The organism is Agrobacterium bohemicum (assembly GCF_002896715.1).
Lineage (GTDB): Bacteria > Pseudomonadota > Alphaproteobacteria > Rhizobiales > Rhizobiaceae > Agrobacterium > Agrobacterium bohemicum.
Map to the genome: position 1 here is coordinate 1 of NZ_PGEL01000013.1, position 16,852 is coordinate 16,852.

22 protein-coding genes and 3 pseudogenes are annotated in these 16,852 nt (G+C 55.5%); 14 read left to right on the top strand and 11 right to left on the bottom strand.

Annotated features, from left to right (window positions below; translation table 11 throughout):
* Nucleotides 1–248: 248 nt before the first annotated feature.
* Both CUC55_RS23020 and CUC55_RS00345 read left to right on the top strand, forming a co-directional pair.
* Nucleotides 249–734: pseudogene (locus CUC55_RS23020) on the top strand (IS5 family transposase); the annotation flags it as partial.
* A gap of 159 nt (nucleotides 735–893) precedes the next feature.
* A complete protein-coding gene (locus tag CUC55_RS00345; RefSeq protein WP_103086643.1) occupies nucleotides 894–1,904 on the top strand; it encodes a sensor histidine kinase in 1,011 nt (336 codons plus the stop codon).
* Nucleotides 1,905–1,931: 27 nt separating this feature from the next.
* Here the strand turns inward: CUC55_RS00345 and CUC55_RS00350 are convergent, their stop codons facing one another.
* Nucleotides 1,932–2,258, bottom strand: a complete 327-nt coding sequence (locus CUC55_RS00350) for a hypothetical protein (RefSeq protein WP_067653827.1) — start codon at nucleotides 2,256–2,258, stop codon at nucleotides 1,932–1,934.
* A 190-nt stretch (nucleotides 2,259–2,448) separates the two neighbouring features.
* A complete protein-coding gene (locus CUC55_RS00355; RefSeq protein ID WP_103086644.1) occupies nucleotides 2,449–3,240 on the bottom strand; it encodes a PRC-barrel domain-containing protein in 792 nt (263 codons plus the stop codon).
* A gap of 365 nt (nucleotides 3,241–3,605) precedes the next feature.
* On the opposite strand from CUC55_RS00355, the gene CUC55_RS00360 reads away from it, so the two are divergent.
* Nucleotides 3,606–3,974, top strand: coding sequence for an ArsR/SmtB family transcription factor (locus CUC55_RS00360; RefSeq protein WP_103086645.1), 369 nt, complete (start codon nucleotides 3,606–3,608; stop codon nucleotides 3,972–3,974).
* Nucleotides 3,937–5,175, top strand: a complete 1,239-nt coding sequence (gene arsK, locus CUC55_RS00365; protein ID WP_103086646.1) for an arsenite efflux MFS transporter ArsK — start codon at nucleotides 3,937–3,939, stop codon at nucleotides 5,173–5,175. Before CUC55_RS00360 ends, arsK begins: the two co-directional genes overlap by 38 nt.
* Nucleotides 5,176–5,179: 4 nt before the next feature.
* Here arsK and arsH read toward each other — a convergent pair whose 3' ends face one another.
* From arsH to CUC55_RS00395, 6 genes are all read right to left on the bottom strand, one after another.
* Nucleotides 5,180–5,890 (bottom strand): arsenical resistance protein ArsH, encoded by a 711-nt coding sequence (gene arsH, locus CUC55_RS00370; protein WP_280940038.1) that lies wholly within the window; start codon nucleotides 5,888–5,890, stop codon nucleotides 5,180–5,182.
* Nucleotides 5,883–6,308 (bottom strand): arsenate reductase (glutaredoxin), encoded by a 426-nt coding sequence (arsC, locus tag CUC55_RS00375; RefSeq protein WP_067653835.1) that lies wholly within the window; start codon nucleotides 6,306–6,308, stop codon nucleotides 5,883–5,885. The genes arsH and arsC overlap by 8 nt, the downstream gene beginning before the upstream one ends.
* Nucleotides 6,309–6,311: 3 nt before the next feature.
* A complete protein-coding gene (gene arsB, locus CUC55_RS00380; RefSeq protein WP_103086647.1) occupies nucleotides 6,312–7,370 on the bottom strand; it encodes an ACR3 family arsenite efflux transporter in 1,059 nt (352 codons plus the stop codon).
* The gene (locus CUC55_RS00385; protein ID WP_067653839.1) at nucleotides 7,370–7,897 is read right to left on the bottom strand and encodes an arsenate reductase ArsC; all 528 of its coding nucleotides are present in this window, start codon (nucleotides 7,895–7,897) and stop codon (nucleotides 7,370–7,372) included. The genes arsB and CUC55_RS00385 overlap by 1 nt, the downstream gene beginning before the upstream one ends.
* A 16-nt stretch (nucleotides 7,898–7,913) precedes the next feature.
* Nucleotides 7,914–8,354, bottom strand: a complete 441-nt coding sequence (arsN2, locus tag CUC55_RS00390; protein WP_103086648.1) for an arsenic resistance N-acetyltransferase ArsN2 — start codon at nucleotides 8,352–8,354, stop codon at nucleotides 7,914–7,916.
* Nucleotides 8,351–8,710, bottom strand: a complete 360-nt coding sequence (locus tag CUC55_RS00395; protein ID WP_067653843.1) for an ArsR/SmtB family transcription factor — start codon at nucleotides 8,708–8,710, stop codon at nucleotides 8,351–8,353. Before CUC55_RS00395 ends, arsN2 begins: the two co-directional genes overlap by 4 nt.
* Between CUC55_RS00395 and CUC55_RS00400 the strand changes: the two genes are divergently transcribed.
* Complete coding sequence (locus CUC55_RS00400; RefSeq protein ID WP_157940878.1) at nucleotides 8,692–8,967, top strand: hypothetical protein; 276 nt, start codon at nucleotides 8,692–8,694, stop codon at nucleotides 8,965–8,967. The two genes, CUC55_RS00395 and CUC55_RS00400, sit on opposite strands and share 19 nt — an antisense overlap.
* Nucleotides 8,968–9,244: 277 nt before the next feature.
* On the opposite strand, the gene CUC55_RS00405 is transcribed toward CUC55_RS00400, so the two are convergent.
* Nucleotides 9,245–10,018 (bottom strand): DUF3108 domain-containing protein, encoded by a 774-nt coding sequence (locus CUC55_RS00405; protein ID WP_103086649.1) that lies wholly within the window; start codon nucleotides 10,016–10,018, stop codon nucleotides 9,245–9,247.
* Between the two features lie 252 nt (nucleotides 10,019–10,270).
* Between CUC55_RS00405 and rpmB the strand changes: the two genes are divergently transcribed.
* The 9 genes and pseudogenes from rpmB (at nucleotide 10,271) to CUC55_RS00455 (ending at nucleotide 15,814) form a co-directional block, all read left to right on the top strand.
* On the top strand, nucleotides 10,271–10,573 hold the full coding sequence (gene rpmB, locus CUC55_RS00410; RefSeq protein ID WP_067653849.1) for a 50S ribosomal protein L28: 303 nt from the start codon (nucleotides 10,271–10,273) through the stop codon (nucleotides 10,571–10,573).
* A gap of 110 nt (nucleotides 10,574–10,683) precedes the next feature.
* Nucleotides 10,684–11,319 (top strand): VUT family protein, encoded by a 636-nt coding sequence (locus tag CUC55_RS00415; RefSeq protein WP_103086650.1) that lies wholly within the window; start codon nucleotides 10,684–10,686, stop codon nucleotides 11,317–11,319.
* Between the two features lie 208 nt (nucleotides 11,320–11,527).
* Complete coding sequence (locus CUC55_RS00420) at nucleotides 11,528–11,962, top strand: helix-turn-helix domain-containing protein (protein ID WP_103086651.1); 435 nt, start codon at nucleotides 11,528–11,530, stop codon at nucleotides 11,960–11,962.
* A gap of 5 nt (nucleotides 11,963–11,967) precedes the next feature.
* Nucleotides 11,968–12,273 (top strand): AfsR/SARP family transcriptional regulator, encoded by a 306-nt coding sequence (locus CUC55_RS00425; protein ID WP_067653855.1) that lies wholly within the window; start codon nucleotides 11,968–11,970, stop codon nucleotides 12,271–12,273.
* A 456-nt stretch (nucleotides 12,274–12,729) separates the two neighbouring features.
* Nucleotides 12,730–12,900 (top strand): annotated as a pseudogene (locus CUC55_RS23025) (Lrp/AsnC ligand binding domain-containing protein); the annotation flags it as partial.
* Nucleotides 12,901–13,040: 140 nt separating this feature from the next.
* Complete coding sequence (locus CUC55_RS00440; RefSeq protein ID WP_103086652.1) at nucleotides 13,041–14,543, top strand: helix-turn-helix transcriptional regulator; 1,503 nt, start codon at nucleotides 13,041–13,043, stop codon at nucleotides 14,541–14,543.
* Nucleotides 14,544–14,717: 174 nt separating this feature from the next.
* On the top strand, nucleotides 14,718–14,897 hold the full coding sequence (locus CUC55_RS00445; RefSeq protein WP_067653874.1) for a CsbD family protein: 180 nt from the start codon (nucleotides 14,718–14,720) through the stop codon (nucleotides 14,895–14,897).
* A 63-nt stretch (nucleotides 14,898–14,960) separates the two neighbouring features.
* Complete coding sequence (locus CUC55_RS00450; protein ID WP_067653875.1) at nucleotides 14,961–15,302, top strand: BON domain-containing protein; 342 nt, start codon at nucleotides 14,961–14,963, stop codon at nucleotides 15,300–15,302.
* On the top strand, nucleotides 15,299–15,814 hold the full coding sequence (locus tag CUC55_RS00455) for a DUF992 domain-containing protein (protein ID WP_067653876.1): 516 nt from the start codon (nucleotides 15,299–15,301) through the stop codon (nucleotides 15,812–15,814). The genes CUC55_RS00450 and CUC55_RS00455 overlap by 4 nt, the downstream gene beginning before the upstream one ends.
* A 244-nt stretch (nucleotides 15,815–16,058) precedes the next feature.
* Here CUC55_RS00455 and CUC55_RS23030 read toward each other — a convergent pair whose 3' ends face one another.
* The gene (locus CUC55_RS23030) at nucleotides 16,059–16,256 is read right to left on the bottom strand and encodes a hypothetical protein (RefSeq protein ID WP_082760384.1); all 198 of its coding nucleotides are present in this window, start codon (nucleotides 16,254–16,256) and stop codon (nucleotides 16,059–16,061) included.
* A 77-nt stretch (nucleotides 16,257–16,333) separates the two neighbouring features.
* Nucleotides 16,334–16,775: pseudogene (locus tag CUC55_RS23460) on the bottom strand (response regulator); the annotation flags it as partial.
* Nucleotides 16,776–16,852: the final 77 nt, after the last annotated feature.

A 16,852-nucleotide genomic window follows, 5' to 3' on the forward strand; every position in this document is an offset into this window, starting at 1 on the left:
ACGCTGACAATCATCCGGCCAAGCCCGGAATACGCCGTGGATGTCATAAGCTACACCACGCTGCGGGACACGATCTGTCTTATCCCATGGCGCCAGCTATGCATCATGAGTTATCGTGAACTGTCGAGGCTAATTTGTCTACGAATTCAGTCCTGTTAAAGAATGACAATCGAATTTCGACATTTTGATATCGCTTTCCTAAAGCCAGTATCACTGTGTTCAAATTTCTCACGAAAGTTGGTTGTCTGTTGATGATCGACGCCACCCATTTGAAAGCCCATCGCACCGCAGCCAGTCGGCTAAAAAAGGGGATGTTNCCCGACGTATCGGACGCGCCAAAGGCGGGTTGAACTCCAAGCTGCATGCTGTTTGCGATGGTCCGGCCGACCGCTGATCCTGATTCTAAGCGAAGGGCAGATGAGCGACTACAAAGGTGNCGCGCGGATGCTTCAGGCCTTCCCCAAGGCAAAGTCGCTACTGGCCGACAAAGGATATGACGCCGACTGGTTTCGAGACGCATTGGCGCAACGCTAGATAACTGCCTGGATTCCATCACGGGCAAACCGCAAGGTGCCAATCTCACATGATCCGGCGCTCTACAAAAAGCGCCACAAGATCGNAAACATGTTTGGCAGGCTCAAGGACCGGAGGCGAATTCACACTCGATACGATCGATGCGCCCACACCTTTTTCTCAAGCATAGCATCGCAGCCGCCGTAATCTTCTGGCTGTGATTTAACGAGTCCTGAGCCTAGCTTTCCGAAAGAAATATCGCAAATGTTACCATTGCAAACTATTCTGACATTCCGGTCGTATTTTCGCTATAGAGCTGGAATTCAAGAGCGTGACGACGAAGGTCCTTTCGCTTGAACGTAAGACAATTTGGAGTTCCAATGACGACGACGCCGGAGACACTCAAGCCACTTCTGTGGGAACCGAAAAATCTGGTGCGCGCCATTGAAGCTGCAGGCGTCACTCTTTGGTCCTGGAACGTCAGCACTGACGCCTTCGCTATGGATGATCATTCTTATGAGCTGTNGGGGGTTCCCAAAGGCAAGGACGTCACATTCGAAGATCTCTCCGCACACATTCATCCGGCCGACCGTGACCGAGTTCGTGCAGCCTTCACAGCGACTCGCTCCATCATCGGTGCCTATGAGATTGANTTCCGGATTATGATCGGTGATGAACTCAAATGGATTTCGGCCCGTGGACAGGGTGACGACGTCGGCATGATCAANGGGATCATGTTCGGCATTTTCATCGATGTCACAGGACGCAAGCAGGCCGAAGAAGGCCGTGAACTGCTGGCGGGGGAAATGAGCCACCGCGTAAAAAACCTTCTCGCCATTGCCTCTGGTCTTACAGCCATTACCTCGCGGTCAACGACAACGGTTGAGGATATGGCCCGCGAGTTGACGCTCAGGCTGACAGCGTTGGGACGGGCGCATGATCTCGTCCGACCGGTGCCCGGGCAAACGGAGGCGCCATCCGCTTTGCTGGGTGATCTACTGACCGTGCTTCTCGCACCTTATGATGATCTCGGCGCTTTCAGCGGGCGTATCCGTGTTTCCGTGCCACGAATGAGCGTGGGCGAAGGGGCAACGACCGTTGTCGCGCTGATCGTCCATGAGCTTGCCACCAACTCCTTGAAATACGGCGCCCTGTCGGTTGATACGGGAACCCTTGACGTTTCATGCTCGGCGCAAAACGAGGCTGTCACGATTGTCTGGACTGAAAACGGCGGCCCGAAAGTCGTCCACCCACAGTCCAAGTCTGGTTATGGCAGCAAGCTGGTAGAACGTAGTGTCACGGGGCACCTGCGCGGCTCGATCGACTATAACTGGGCTCAGGATGGCCTCGTCGTTACGCTGGTTGTCGATCCGGAGCGTCTAGCAAGCTAAAATCTTGATTCGGATGCCCCGAATGTATCAGATGAAAAGCATCAGCTCGGCTGCAGCCGCATTTGCCTCATCCATGGAGGCATCCAGAGTAGCCTTGAGAATCCGCAGCTCGGCCAGAAGACGTGGGCTGAGTTCCTCCTGTTGCCAATTTGTCAATTTCTGCTGCCATTCGGCAACTTCAACTATGAGCTGACGCGACCTGTCGGCTGTTTCGGGATTGACGGCACGGGCCGCCCGCTCGGCGTTTTCTGCAAGCTCGACCAATTCGACCGTGCTTACAATCCATGTCGGGAGCGCATCCCTCAACGTCACGATTTCAGCAAGAACGGATTTGTCGGCGGCATAGTGGGTCATGTTATTTCCAATCTTCGCNAAAATGAAATGTGAATGAGCGTCTTGTGTGAAGGTGTGCGGCACAATCAAACTTAGCCTACGGTCAGGTATTCGACCTCGGCAGCGTGCCTCGCATTATCGCTGTTTAACAAATTGGGTGTGCAATGCATTCGAGACATTCACGGCTATAGGGCTATTTGCGTTTTGAAGATCACTTCGGATCCAACCTCTGTCCAAGGGTCTTTTCTATACTAGCAACGTTGGAAACAAGGCTCTGGAAAATCGCGTCGTTCTTGGCACGCCATTCCTTGTCGTCCAGCCAGAGATAATCCTGATCCGGCATTAGTGGTACGGATTTCACCTGATCATTGGTGATGGGCAGGAAGAAGCTGGTTCTTGCGCGGTCGATCACCAGCGATAGAAGCGGCACCACCAAACTGTCTTTTCCCGGGACAAAAAAGCCGCCGGACGCGACAATGACATAGTCTTTCTGGTCTTTGGTGCCGATGACGACATTGCGAACCTCGCCGACGATTTTGTCGTCGGACGTTCTGACTTCTGCCCCGACAATTTCGTTGACCAGAAGACCCGGATCAAGGGCACTGATTGGCACGAGAGGTCCTTCGTTGAGCGTACCGCGACTACCTTTGACCTTGCCCAGCCGTTGTTGCAGCGGTTGACCTGCAGCCTGTTGCTGATCCACGGCATCTTCGTCGCTTGTGCCACGTTCACCCATTGAGGGTGAGGCGATCAGCTCCTTGATGTTGCCGACTAGACGCTCGCAGTCATCTTCCAGCCCATAGGTCCACAAAAGGAAAGCCGCATCGCGCAAAGTTCTAAGGTCGAGGACGAGATATCGGTTCTCAGGATCACGCAACTCAGGCNTTTGCNAAATTGCCTCTTCCAGCTTGGCGTCGGAGATGTTGCAGGCCGCCATCACCGGCGTCGCACACAGCGCAACGGCAAGCCCAACGGCAACAGCCGCTTTTTTAAGGATAGTCATGAGATAGGTCCGATCGGCGGATTTTGCTTCGACCTCGTGGTGTAAAGCACGTCAATCCGGAAAGAGCGTACCGCGTGACGCCTCGATCATGATGGCACAACGGTCTAGGTCCTGTTTCGTTCCATCTGCGGATCGGATTTGATAAAGGAAACCCGCGCATCGCGATAATCCATGACTTGTCAGCATGAAACTGCAGAATTGCTGCTTGGTAAGAATGTGCCGACGACGGGCGAAGAGGACAATAAAGTATATCTGAGCGGCCGACACGTCGATGCGCTCAATGCATGGAAGGCGGCAGAATTTGTCTTGTCGATCGCGTTCATCTAGGTTATGTAATAATACAATTATTCAAGGATTATTGAATTATGGACGACCGTCAAGCCCTGACTTCNTTTGCGGCACTGTCCCAGGAAACCCGGCTCGCCATCGTGCGCGCGCTTGTGGTTGCCGGCCATGATGGTCTTGCCGCTGGCGTCATTGCGGAACGCATGGGCGTCTCGCCCACGAATGTCTCCTTCCACCTCAAGGAACTGGAACGGTCAGGCCTTATCACTCAGAGACGGGAGTCTCGGTCGATCATCTACAGCGCGAGCTACGATGCTCTGGCAGACCTCGTGAAGTTCCTGATGGACGATTGCTGCGCTGGCCATCCGGCCATCCGCGAGAACGTCGAGCATTCCAGAGCGTGTTATTCTAATGACNAAAAATCTTCCGAGGGCCCCGTCGTTGCATAAGACCAGCGTACCTGCGGGGATCGTCTCCGCTCTCGGCCTTACACAAGTCATCGGTTACGGCACCCTCTATTACAGCTTCAGTATTCTAGCGCCTGGCATGGCGACGGATCTCGATCTGACGCTGGCTGAAGTGTTCGGGGTGNTTTCGGCGTCGCTTTTCATTGGCGGCCTGTCTGCCACCTATATCGGCAGGCAGATGGACAGGATCGGCGCCGCAACCATCATGACGATCGGCTCCGCACTTGCCGCTTTGACATTGGCGCTCTGCGCATGGTCGCCGTCCATCGCCATCTTTGCCGTCGCCGTTATCCTCATCGAGATATCGTCGGGAATGGTCCAATATCAGGCAGCGTTTGCGGCACTTGTCGAAAGCGATCCCCTATCTGCATCGCGCAGCATCACCTATTTGACCCTGATCGGCGGCTTCGCATCGACGATCTTCTGGCCCATCTCGGCAGCACTTTCCGTATATCTATCCTGGCGCGAGATCTACCTCGTCTTCGCAGGCTTGAACATGTTCCTCTGCATGCCGCTTCACTACTGGATCATGCGCGTCGGCAAAACGGCATCGAATGCCGATCTGGCGATCCGCACGCGTGAGACCATCGTCGGCGCGATCCCGCCGCATGCGAGACGCCGAGGAATGATCCTCGTCTCATTCGCATTCGCGTTGCTGGGCTTCACGCTCGCGGCGATCCTCGCCCACATGGTGCCGATGCTCGGATCGATCGGGCTGGGCGCAGCAGCCGTGGTGATCGGGTCGCTCTTTGGTCCCGCGCAGGTTTTGAGCCGCCTGATCAACATGGTCTTCGGAAAGAACCTGTCTCCACCAGAGCTTGCCGTCCTTGCCGCGGTACTGATCGTGCTCGGCGTTCTGATCCTGCTGGCGACTGGCAACTGGCTTCCCGGGGCCGTCGCGTTCGCGATATGCCTTGGCTTGGGTTCCGGCATCAACAGCATCGCGCAGGGAAGCCTGCCGCTCTATCTGTTCGGGTCGGACGGCTACGGTGCGATCACTGGCAAGATGGCGGCAGCACGGCTTGCAGTCGGAGCGGGCGCTCCCTTCGNTTTTGCAGCAGCCATGGAGAATATCGGCCTCGACTTCGCACTCCTGGCAAACGCTTGCCTTGGAGTGATCAGTATCGCGGCGTTTGTCGCGGTGGCGGCCTCCAGCAGGCAACCCGCCACCCCGACAGGCTGATCGGTCAGATCGATTTCAGCGAAACCCGCTTCTCGAGTTCCGCCGCCTGTTCTTTCCGCTCGCTGTAGCGCTCCGTCAGATAGGTCGAAGCATCGCGGGTCAGCAGCGTGAACTTGACCAGCTCCTCGCACACATCAACGACCCGGTCGTAGTAGGAGGATGGTTTCATCCGGCCATCAGCGTCGAATTCCTGATATGCTCTGGCGACCGAGGACTGGTTGGGAATGGTGATCATCCGCATCCACCGCCCCAGAATCCGCATCTGGTTGACGGCATTGAAGGACTGGCTGCCGCCGGACACTTCCATGACCGCCAGCGTCTTGCCCTGCGTCGGCCGCACGGACCCGATCGACAAGGGTATCCAGTCGATCTGCGACTTCAGTATCCCGGTCATTGCTCCATGGCGCTCGGGACTGACCCACACCTGACCTTCTGACCATTGCGACAGCTCACGCAGCTCCTGTACCTTGGGATTGCTGACGGGCGCCTCGTCGGGCAGCGGGAGGCCCTTCGGATCGAAAATCCGCACTTCGCATCCCAGCCTTTCCAGCAGGCGCTCAACCTCGAAAGCGAGCAGCCGACTGTAAGAGACCTCGCGGAGCGATCCGTAAAGGACCAATATCCGCGGCTTGTGCGTCGAGAAGGTCGGGCGCAGAGCGTCGAGGTCCGGTTGATGCAGATGCGGCTCCTGCAATGCGGGGAATGTATCAGACAATGCGTTTTCCTTCCTCGTCGAGGATCTGTTCGCCGCCTTCCTTGCTGAACGGACCCTTGAACGCGTCCGCCGGCAAGATATCGAGGACGACCTCGGAGGGGCGCGACAGGCGCGTCCCCATCGGGGTAATGACGAAAGGCCGGTTGATCAGAATCGGTGTCTCGATCATCGCGTCGAGAAGCTGGTCGTCGCTGACGTCAGGGTTGTCGAGGCCAAGCTCGGCATAGGGCGTGCCCTTCTCACGAATAGCGACGCGCACTGACAGCCCGGCATCCGAGATCATCTTTGAAAGCTGTTCACGGCTTGGTGGCGTTTTCAGATATTCGATGACAGTGGGTTCGATACCAGCATGCTGAATAAGCTCGAGCGTGTTGCGCGAGGTGCCGCAAGCCGGGTTGTGGTAGATTCTGACGTCCATGATCTAGGTCCTTTGGGATTTTTCGTTGCGGGAAACGGTGGGGGACGATTCGTACCATCCCTTTGAGCGGTTCACGATCCAGACCACCGAGAGCATGACCGGTACTTCGATCAGGACGCCGACAACCGTTGCAAGAGCCGCACCGGATTGAAAGCCGAAAAGGCTGATCGCGGCAGCGACGGCAAGTTCGAAGAAGTTGCTGGCGCCGATCAGTGCGGATGGCCCGGCGACGCAATGCCGCTCGNCCGACATGCGATTGAGGATATAGGCGAGCCCAGAATTGAAATAGACCTGGATCAGGATCGGGACGGCCAGAAGCGCGATGATGGTTGGCTGAGCAATGATTTGCTCACCCTGGAAGCCNAAAAGCAGAACAAGGGTTGCGAGAAGGGCCACAAGGGAAAGCGGCTGCAGGGTCTCCAGTATCCGGTCAAGGCGGGCGGACGTCCCGTCCGCGGTCAGCCAGCTTCGCAGGATCTGCGCGATGATGACGGGCACGACGATATAAAGGGCAACGGAGATGGCCAGCGTGTCCCAGGGAACGGTGATGGCCGACAGACCGAGCAGAAGTCCGACGATCGGCGCAAACGCAATGATCATGATGGCGTCGTTGAGCGCCACCTGGGAGAGGGTAAACAATGGCTCGCCACGCGTCAGGTTCGACCACACGAACACCATTGCGGTACAGGGCGCCGCAGCAAGGATGATCAAACCGGCGATATAGGAATCGATCTGGTCAGCCGGCAAGTAAGGCCTGAACAACCAACCGATGAACAGCCAGCCGAGAAGCGCCATCGAAAACGGCTTCACCGCCCAGTTGATGAACAGGGTGACGCCGATACCGCGCCAATAGCTACCGACTTGCGCCATCGAACGGAAGTCGATCTTGATGAGCATCGGAATGATCATCAGCCAGATGAGGATTGCGACAGGAATGTTCACCTTTGCCACTTCAGCTGCACCGATGGCCTGGAAAACGCTGGGAATGAAATGGCCGAGCGCAATCCCGACCACGATGCACAGACCGACCCAGACGGTGAGATATCGTTCGAAGGTGGACATCAGGCGGTCTTCCCTTGGCCGTTGGTGGTTCCCTCCATCGTCCCGATCTGCCGCAGCCGTGTTTCGAGGGCCAAGCGATCAATGGATTCGAGCGGAAGGCTCAGGAATGCCGTGATGCGGTTCTTCAGGAACCGTGCGGCCTGCGCGAATGCGCGCTGGATTTCGACTTCGGTTCCGGTCACTGCTGCCGGATCTTCGACACCCCAATGCGCTGTCATCGGGTGACCGATCCACACCGGGCAGGCTTCACCTGCTGCACTGTCACAAACGGTAAAGATGAAATCCATCTGTGGCGCACCCGGTTCAGCGAACACGTCCCAGCTCTTGGACGAGAAGCCTGTCGAAGGGTAACCGAGGGCCGCGAGTTCCTTGAGCGCGTGGGGATTGACTTCGCCCTTCGGCTGACTGCCAGCCGAGTAAGCCTTGAAGCGACCGCCACCTTCCTTGTTGAGGACGGCTTCGGCAAGGATGGAACGTGCGGAATTGCCCGTGCACAGGAAGAGCACGTTATAGGTCTTTTCGGTCATGTCAGTGATCCGTGTGTTAGGTTNGGGGGCNGGTAAGTTTCATGATGGTCGCCGATGATGGGCAGAGAGAGGAAAGCTGCCGTGTCGCGAGCACTGCGGCTGGCAGATTTTCCCGTTGAACTTCGATGAAGCTGAGGCGGGCAAAAAAGGGCGACGCGTTCGTGGTCACAAGAAAAACGTCGCGGCCCGGCTCAACATGTACAAGAGCCGCCGAGACGGCTGCATGGCCGAAACCTTTCCGTCTTTGACCCGGCAGCATGACTACCGATCTCAGAAGCTTGTCATCCTCGCATGCTTCAAGACCAGCGAAGCCAACCGTCTGATTGTCGTCGGACACAATCCTGAAGAAGGTCCGCCCTTCATCCTCGATGTCATCCGTTGGCAAATCGGCCTCCAAAAGCGCTTTCTTGAGATCAAGGTCGCTCCCGTGCACTTGTTCGACGCTCAGCGCGCTCATGCCGGACTTTCCTCTGGTGTTGGGATACCGCAAGGCGTAAGTTCGGCGATGAGTGGCGCACACAGTTCCGCCGATCCACCGCAGCAATCTTTCAGGAGAAACAGCGTCATATCGCGAAGCTGTTCGAGCTCAGCGCGGTACATGATGATCCGGCTGTGTCGTTGCGAGGACACGAGCCCTGCCCGCGACAGAATGTTCAAATGCGCCGACATCGTATTTTGCGGCACCACGAGCGCACGCGCTATATCGCCGGCCGGCAACCCTTTCGGCGCATGCTTGACAAGCAGCCGAAACGTTTCAAGACGGGTTGGTTGCGCGAGCGCTGCAAGAGCGAGAATTGCCTGTTCTTGTTCCATATATCCAGATTACTGGAAGTGTGAGAGAAGTCAACACGTTTGTGAAGCTGCACAAGCCTGATCTTTCCAAGAGGAAGGCCCATTCTGGAGTTGATGGTGCATACTACATAGAGCTCATTGCAGCCCGCGATAAGTTCTGCCGGACCCATGGTGCGCTCCTCAAAAACAAGATGATCGCCCACGGGCATCTTGAGCACTGGGACGTGCTGGGCCATGAGGTCGCCGCAGCGAGCGCCCTTCAGACGACGAAATCGTGAAGAGGTGGATCATGGTTTATTTGTTCGTTGTCTTCGGCGTAGCCATCGGTGCGCGCAGGCTTGGCTTCGGCCTTCCCTATCGCACGCTGACCGTCAATATCTTTGTTCTATCCTGATAGGCATGCTGACCGAACTTCGTCATCATCTCGGGAGGAAATCTGGCGACGACGATGCCATTCATGGGACCGTCGAGCACGAAGGGTGCCACCGATGAACTTGAACCATAAATACCGCCGAAGGAGAATCCAAAATCGATTCCGCCTAGCGCTGACAGACTCTAGCCGCCATANTTTGTAGCCGTGATATAGACTTGGCCTACCTTGGTGGGGATGCGTGCGTAAACCGGCGCGTAGACATCCATGTTGCCTGCCTTGGCAAACCATANTTCCATGGAAATCGACTTCAAATATTCGATATCCTTGCGACCCTTGCGAAAGCCCGATTTCGGCACGTAGCGCGCATTGCAAACGATGGCATCACCGGTAAAGCCATTCGTCGTAAACGGCTTGGTTCCACCAGAACTCAAAACGAGATCAAGGCGCGACTCACCGTCATAGATCGGCAACCGGCTGGGGCATATACGTCCGCCCACGGGGNAAATAAGCCCGGAAATCGGATCGAGCACGGAGCGGAGATCGCGGTCTTTGACATCGACCCAATTGTCAGGCCTTGCTTTGGGCTCAGGTTTGACCGTGGTTGAGGTCACATTGCCGTTGCGGTATTGCACATCATAAGTCCGTGTGCGCTTTCCATCTTTGTAGACCAGAGAATATTCGTTGGCCTGCATGCGGTTTCCACGCTTGGCGCCCGCTACATCGGTTCGCCCGGAGATGTCTTTCAACACGCTGGCAATGCCGGCCGCGCTGAAAGAACCTGTAATCGAGTAAGTGGAGCCGTTCATGCGGGTCGAAAAATTTGCGCGTGCAATCGGCAAAACGCCCAGATTGATGCTGTATTCGCTATCGTGACGCGTTTCAGCGGCCGTAGCGGTTGACAGGCTTGCCAGCGTAAGGACAGTCGCCGCGAAAAACCTCTGTACTTTGACATTCATTCAGGTAACACCTCGGCTGACAGAAAAAGCTGCCCTCTGCCGCGATGATATACGCCGACTTATGGCAATNAAAAAGCAGAGTATCGGCGAAATCCGGTGAAATCGCTCACNAAAAAGAGCGAGCGGCTTGACGGGAAGTTCCTGTCTGACTATAGAACCGCAACTTTCCAATCATTGCCAGTTGGATTGCTGACCGGANTTTGCCGGGTAGCGAGCAGTTGGTGAAACAGACGACAACAAATAGGTGTACCCATGTCCCGTGTATGCGAATTGACCGGCAAGGGCGTCCAGACGGGCAACAACGTCAGCCACGCCAACAACAGAACCAAGCGCCGGTTCCTTCCGAACCTCTGCCAGGTTACGTTGATTTCCGATTCTCTCGGCCAGCGCTTCCGTCTGCGTGTTTCCGCAGCTGCTCTGCGTTCCGTCGAACATCGTGGCGGTCTGGATGCTTTCCTTCTCAAGGCAAGCGAAACCGAACTTTCGATGCGCGCCCGTCTGCTGCGTCGTCAGATCGCCAAGAAGACCGTTGAAACAGCTGTCGCTGCTGCTTAATAGCGGTTTCAAGATCACGAACTTTCAAAAGGCTTGACTGGCAATTGCCGCTCAAGCCTTTTGCTCGTTATCCCTTCGCTCTAACTGGTGGCATCACCCAGGATNAAAAAATGCCCAATCTGCGCTTCACACTTGTCTACGTCGGACTGATGACCATCGTCGTCGTCGCATCCAATATCCTCGTTCAGTACCCACTGTCGGGCACTTTGTTTGGTATTAATCTAGGCGATCTACTGACCTGGGGAGCCTTCACCTACCCCATCGCATTTCTGATCACCGATCTTACCAACCGTCAGTTTGGTCCCTCCATCGCGCGACGCGTGGTAATGGCGGGTTTCGTCGTTGGCGTTACTCTGTCCTTCTGGACATCTATTCCACGTATCGCTGTCGCCTCCGGTACCGCCTATCTGATCGGGCAACTGCTCGACATAGCTGTGTTCAACCGTCTTCGCCAACAAAGCTGGTNGCGCGCGCCACTTGCCGGTTCCATGTTTGGCTCAGCTTTGGATACGGCTCTGTTCTTCTCCATCGCCTTCGCCACCACTTTCGCCTTCGTTGGGCCCAATGACGCATTCGCGATCGAACAGGCTCCAATCCTGGGCATCTTCTCTTCTGATGCGCCACGCTGGGTTTCGTGGGCCTTGGGCGATCTATGCGTCAAAGTGCTTGTCGGTCTCGTCATGTTGCTGCCTTACGGCGCACTCATGGGCAAACTCAAGCCGATGCCTTCTGTCGAAGTCCGTTAACATGAGAAGCCCGCAAATGCTGGCTCATCGACGCTTCGACAATAATGCCAGGATTTTTCAGAGTCTTGATGAGAATACGACGTGCTTTCGCTTCTGAAGCGCACACGAAATAAAGTGTGTCTGCGATTCACGCTAATCACCGATTGCGAACGGCTAAAGTTTCCGGCAATCATATGTAAAGTTTTACGTTCTGGAGTTTCGCATCATCATGAAAAAGTCGCCCAATTCAATTGATATACACGTNGGATCGCGCATTCGACTGCGCCGTGTCATGCTTGGCCTGAGCCAGGNAAAACTGGGAGATGGGCTTGGAATAACATTCCAGCAGGTTCAGAAATATGAAAAAGGCACCAACAGGGTCGGCGCCAGCCGCCTGCAGCATATTTCGGAATTGCTGGATGTTCACATTTCCTATTTCTTCGAAGGCGTTCCAGACGCGTCGCAAGATCGGGCACCGGTTGCGCCGAGCGCGCTGTCGCAATTTCTGAATTCGAAAGAGGGCATCTCGCTTGCCAAGGCGTTTTCGGCTATTGAAGACACGCGTGTTCGCCGTCGCGTTCTCGAACTTGTGCAGTCCTTGGGCAACCACACCGATGCTGAAACACAGNAAATGACAGAGATTTCCACCACTGCGTTGAACTGATCGACATGGTTTTTAGATTGGCCACATTGGGCCGTTGTAATCTGGATGATGAGACTGGAAACGTCCTGAACGTTCCGACCCAGGCTTTGCTCATCTCTGCCTATCTGTTTGATATCGGCAGACCGGTTGCACGACGCGATGTCGCCAATCTTCTCTGGCCCGGCAACGCGGAAGCAGCGCTGAGGAATTTGCGTTCTACATTGCGCCGCTTTGCGCTTGCGATGAAGAATGCCCCTGCCCCTCTGATCATTGCCGACACCAACGCTTTGTCCTTGAACCGCATATGGTGGCATGCGACCTCGACTTCGTGACAATATCCAAGCCGCTGGAGCGCCTCGATACTGCCTGAGGTGCCGTCGCCATGCAATTTCTGCCTTTTGCTGGCGTGGGNAAAACTGCATTCGACATATGGGTAAGGGATGAGCGGCTGCGGCTTCTGAGTACGCTTGGATCGCTGTTCATGGACATTTCAGACTCTCCACTATTGCGGTCGAAAGCCCATGCTGACCTGAAACGCGCCGCCGTCCTCTTGCTCGAAGCGAATCCCCTGGATCACTGTGTCAGACAGCAATTGTCATCCGGGCTCGGCGCAAAAACAATTCCTGCTACGCCACATACGGTGGTGATGATACAACGGGACACCTAAACCATTCGGTACAGCCCCGTATCGCTCTGCTTCCCCCTTACACGTTTAGAGCAAGTCCTGTGATCGATGAATCGATTGTGAGGTGACTGGCTGATCCGAAGCTGATTCAACATCCACAGGAGTCACGAATGGCTACTACGTCACCCGAGATGCCGACTTCGTCCTCATGGTGACGGTGCAGAGCATTGAAGATTAAGAAGCCTTCACCGGGAAGTTCTTTTATGAAAATCCCGATATCAAGGGCTTCAAGACGATGGTCATCATGGACCGGGTCAAAACGGGTTTCACGGTGCGATTGACGTGGGCAACTTTACTTAGTGGGCCGGAGGCTCTGGATTGGGTTGCTCGACTGCGTGAGATCGTACGATTCCGCNTTTCCATTCTATGGAAGAATGCGACATATAGAGTCATAATCACATTTAGAGATATGGCATGAGTGATATTTCCGAGCCTCCCAGGATCAACAGAAGCAGTCTTCAGGAATTGATCGGCGGCTTGAGTGATGGGATCATCCTCTTGAACCCGGATGGCGGTATCGCCTGGGCGAACGTCTCAGCACTCGACATGCACCGCGTGTCTGATGTCGAAGAGTTGGGCGCGGATACGAAAGAGTATCGCCGCCTGTTCACGCTGCGCTATCGCAACAATCACCTTCTGGAGGAAGGCCAATATCCGCTCGAACGTTTGTTAGCTGGCGAAACGATCGATGATGTGACGGTAGAAATCTCGCCGACGAGCGATCTCGATCTAGTCTGGGTGCATACGATGCGCAGCATGATCATTTCAGATGGCACCGGCAAAGCGGATGTTCTTGCTTTGATTTTGCGCGATGAGACGCCGCGCTTCGAAGCGGAGGAAAGATTCGAGCGCTCGTTCAATGCCAACCCCGCGCCGGGGCTCATCTGCCGACTGGATGACCACCGTTTTATCCGTGTCAACGAAGGCTTTCTGGAGATGACGGGCTTCACCAAGGAGGACGTCGTTGGAAAGACGGTGGAGGCGATCGGGCTTTTTTCGAATTGCGAGACGGGCGAGGATGCGCTCACCAAACTGGGCGATGGCCGGGTGATCCGTCACCGCGAAGCTCTTGTTCCGCTGCCAGATGGCGGCGACCGGCTGGTCATCGTTGCTGGTGAGCCGATTTCCGTAGTCGAGGAGCCGTGCATGCTCTTCACCTTTGCCGATCTCGATGCCAGACGCAAAGCTCAAAACGCATTACGCCAGAGCGAGGAACGCTTCTCCAAATCCTTCCGGCTCTCACCGGCACCGGCTGCGGTCTCCCGGCTGGATGATTTCGTTTTCACCGAGGCCAACGATGCCTTCCTGCAAGTCTCCGGCTACAGCGTGACGGAAATTACCGGTCGCACCGCAAGCGATCTTCGACTGTGGGAAGATGTGGCGGCACGACGCGCGCTGGAGCAAAAGCTGCGCGACAATGCCTTCGTTCGCAACGAACCCCTGCGTATGCGCCAGAAAGACGGCGGCACGGCTGACTGCCTCGTTTCTGCCGAACGGGTAGAAATCAATGATGAGCAATGCGTGATCTGGGCGCTTCAGGACGTGACGGAGCGCAGACGCAGCGAAGCGCAACTGGTGGAGGCGATCGAGAGCGTGATGGCGGATACGTCCTGGTTCAGCCGCTCCATCGTTGATCGGCTGGCAACGCTCAAGCACCAATCGACTGCGGCACCCACCGCTCGGCTGATGGAGTTGAGCGACCGCGAGCGCGAAATTCTGGGCTTGATCTGTAACGGCCAGAGCGATGCAGAGATGGGTGAAACGTTACATCTGTCCAAAAACACGATCCGCAATCACATCGCTTCTCTCTATGGGNAAATCGGCGTCAATCGCCGTGCAGCCGCTGTCATCTGGGCACGTGAGCGCGGATTTACCGGCACGGCCGATCCCAAGGCCAACTCAAAAGCCAAAAAATAAGTAAAAAACGGACTGATTTTCACAAAAAAGGTCATTTTCTACCAATTCAGATAGTATTTTTCGCTCTGCAAAAGCTTCCTTTGCAGCTGTATCTCCTATGGCGTGGCGCTGGTTCCTGTCCGGAACGTCCCACTGCGCCAGATAAGACAAACACAGTTTTAGGAAGGATACATCATGGATAAGAACCGTATCGAAGGTGCCGCCAAGGAACTGAAAGGCACAATCAAGGAAGCCGCCGGCAAGCTGACCGGCAACAAGAAACTGGAAGCCGAAGGCAAGGGCGAGAAGATTGCGGGCGATGTCCAGGGCAAAGTTGGCAAGGGTGCCGATGCTGTCAGGGACGCCCTGAAGTAAGCATCGATCCAGCAATCTGGTTCGCCTGCATTGGCGAACCAGATCAAAGGAGGCAATTTCCCCATGCTCTTTCTCGATTTCTCAACGCCCGAAGTTTCGTCTTCCGGTCACTGCGCAACTTGTGCTGCGATCAGGTCTTTGCTTGCCTATGCGCAAGGTCTTGAAGGCTGCCGGATCGATGTTGAGGTCTCGCAGGGCATTGTCATGCTCACGGGTCACGCGTCCTGCGACGCGGCGGTGGACAAGGCGATTGAAATTGCCGCTGATTTCTCATCCAAGCCCGTTCACAGCACCATAGATGTTCAAGAGACGTGCTTGCCAATGCCCACTCAGCCTGCCTGCGAACCTTTGACGGATGGTCAGGCATCGGGCAAAATTCTTTACATGAAAAGAGACTTGATATGAACAAATCAATCATCCTCGCCATCGCTGGCGCACTGACGATTACATCCGCAGCATCCGCAGCAAGCACGCAGCATAACCGAAAGTCCGCAGAGCGTGTGGCGTCGCAGCCCAAGGAACGCTTGGGAACGCTGTCTTGTGAAGTCGCAGGCGGCATCGGCCTTCTGGTCGGCTCCAGCCGGGCTGTAGAATGCCAGTTCAAGCAACGCAGCGGCAAGGTTGAACGCTACACCGGCACGATTGGCAAACTCGGTCTCGACGTCGGCGTAACCGGCAAGTCCTACATCACATGGATCGTTTACAACACTGAACCGACAACCATCGGCCGGGGCAGTTTGGCCGGCACTTACGTCGGCGCGTCCGCCCGCGCCTCGCTCGGCATCGGACTTGGCGCCAATGCGCTGGTTGGCGGCAACGCCAAGAACTTCGGTTTGCAGCCGCTGAGTGCCGAAGCAGGCCTGGGTGTAAATGTGGCAGCTGGCGTTTCGCGCCTGCAGCTGCGCACCGCAAGCTGATACTCACGCAACGCGCACATGGCTCAACGGGGCCATGTGCATTCCTCTGAGACAAAACCCACCACTGATTTGGATGTGTAAGCACGCTGGGCGAATTTGCGAAAAATGCCTGATGCTTATATTTTCGAACACCATGTCCCATAAAATGTTTGGTGTCGGCCCCTACCAAGCGCTGTCTACGCCATAGGCATAAACATCATTACACTATCAACACGTCCTGTTAGCCAAATCCAAGCGCACCAGTTCACGAAGCGCCAGCAGGGTCGCCGATAGGCAGCAATGCCGGATTGAGGGTCGGATCGTTCGGGTTTTTGCTATCACCAGGGTCTTTGATGGGCGGTACAGGCGGCTTCTCTTGCACTCGGTCGGGAATGCCCGGTGTAGAGATTGGACCCCGGGGAGTTTCCACAGGGCTTATAGGCTGTTGGTCATGACCAGTCATTGTACGGTTCCTTTTTGGAAGACGAGGAGCAAACGACCAGTCCGCATTAGAGTTCCCTAATGATACCATTTTGACTGCTACCTACCGATCAACTCTTTCACCTCTCGCGCAAAAGCGTCCATCTGGAACGGCTTTGTCATAACGTGCATACCTTGATCCAGATGACCGTGGTTGAGGACAGCGTTCTCCGCATAACCCGTGATAAACAGGAGTTCGAGGCTTGGGCGAGATAGCCGCGCAGCTTCTGCCCGTTCCGACGTCTCATTGAAGATCGAAATCACACCGACACAGGTCCCGTCATCGCTGACGACCGGTGGATAATCCAGGTTCATCCACACCTGTTCAGGTCTGCCATAGCGATGAAGCGGGAGCTCCTGATCCTTGTAGGACAGTGTGCCGCAAGACAGGCTGTTTCATGACATTGTCGTTGAAATCGGCAACCTCGGGCCAGCCTTCGCGAACTTTGGACCCGAAAAGTTTCGGGTGACGTTCGCCTGCAAAAAGCGAATAGGCGTCGTTATTTCCCATGCTTGGGCAACGATGTCGCTTATGGAAAATGAAGACCGCTACAGAGGGCTCAAAAGAACACCGCTCCG

What these genes read in the sequence shown, in the direction of transcription:
- CUC55_RS00455 (WP_067653876.1), top strand. Translation starts at nt 15,299, where the DNA reads ATGAACAAATCAATCATCCTCGCCATCGCTGGCGCACTGACGATTACA.
- CUC55_RS23030 (WP_082760384.1), bottom strand. Translation starts at nt 16,256, where the DNA reads ATGACTGGTCATGACCAACAGCCTATAAGCCCTGTGGAAACTCCCCGG.
- CUC55_RS00395 (WP_067653843.1), bottom strand. Translation starts at nt 8,710, where the DNA reads ATGGAACAAGAACAGGCAATTCTCGCTCTTGCAGCGCTCGCGCAACCA.
- CUC55_RS00425 (WP_067653855.1), top strand. Translation starts at nt 11,968, where the DNA reads ATGGTTTTTAGATTGGCCACATTGGGCCGTTGTAATCTGGATGATGAG.
- CUC55_RS00450 (WP_067653875.1), top strand. Translation starts at nt 14,961, where the DNA reads ATGCTCTTTCTCGATTTCTCAACGCCCGAAGTTTCGTCTTCCGGTCAC.
- CUC55_RS00445 (WP_067653874.1), top strand. Translation starts at nt 14,718, where the DNA reads ATGGATAAGAACCGTATCGAAGGTGCCGCCAAGGAACTGAAAGGCACA.
- rpmB (WP_067653849.1), top strand. Translation starts at nt 10,271, where the DNA reads ATGTCCCGTGTATGCGAATTGACCGGCAAGGGCGTCCAGACGGGCAAC.
- arsC (WP_067653835.1), bottom strand. Translation starts at nt 6,308, where the DNA reads ATGGACGTCAGAATCTACCACAACCCGGCTTGCGGCACCTCGCGCAAC.
- CUC55_RS00385 (WP_067653839.1), bottom strand. Translation starts at nt 7,897, where the DNA reads ATGACCGAAAAGACCTATAACGTGCTCTTCCTGTGCACGGGCAATTCC.
- CUC55_RS00350 (WP_067653827.1), bottom strand. Translation starts at nt 2,258, where the DNA reads ATGACCCACTATGCCGCCGACAAATCCGTTCTTGCTGAAATCGTGACG.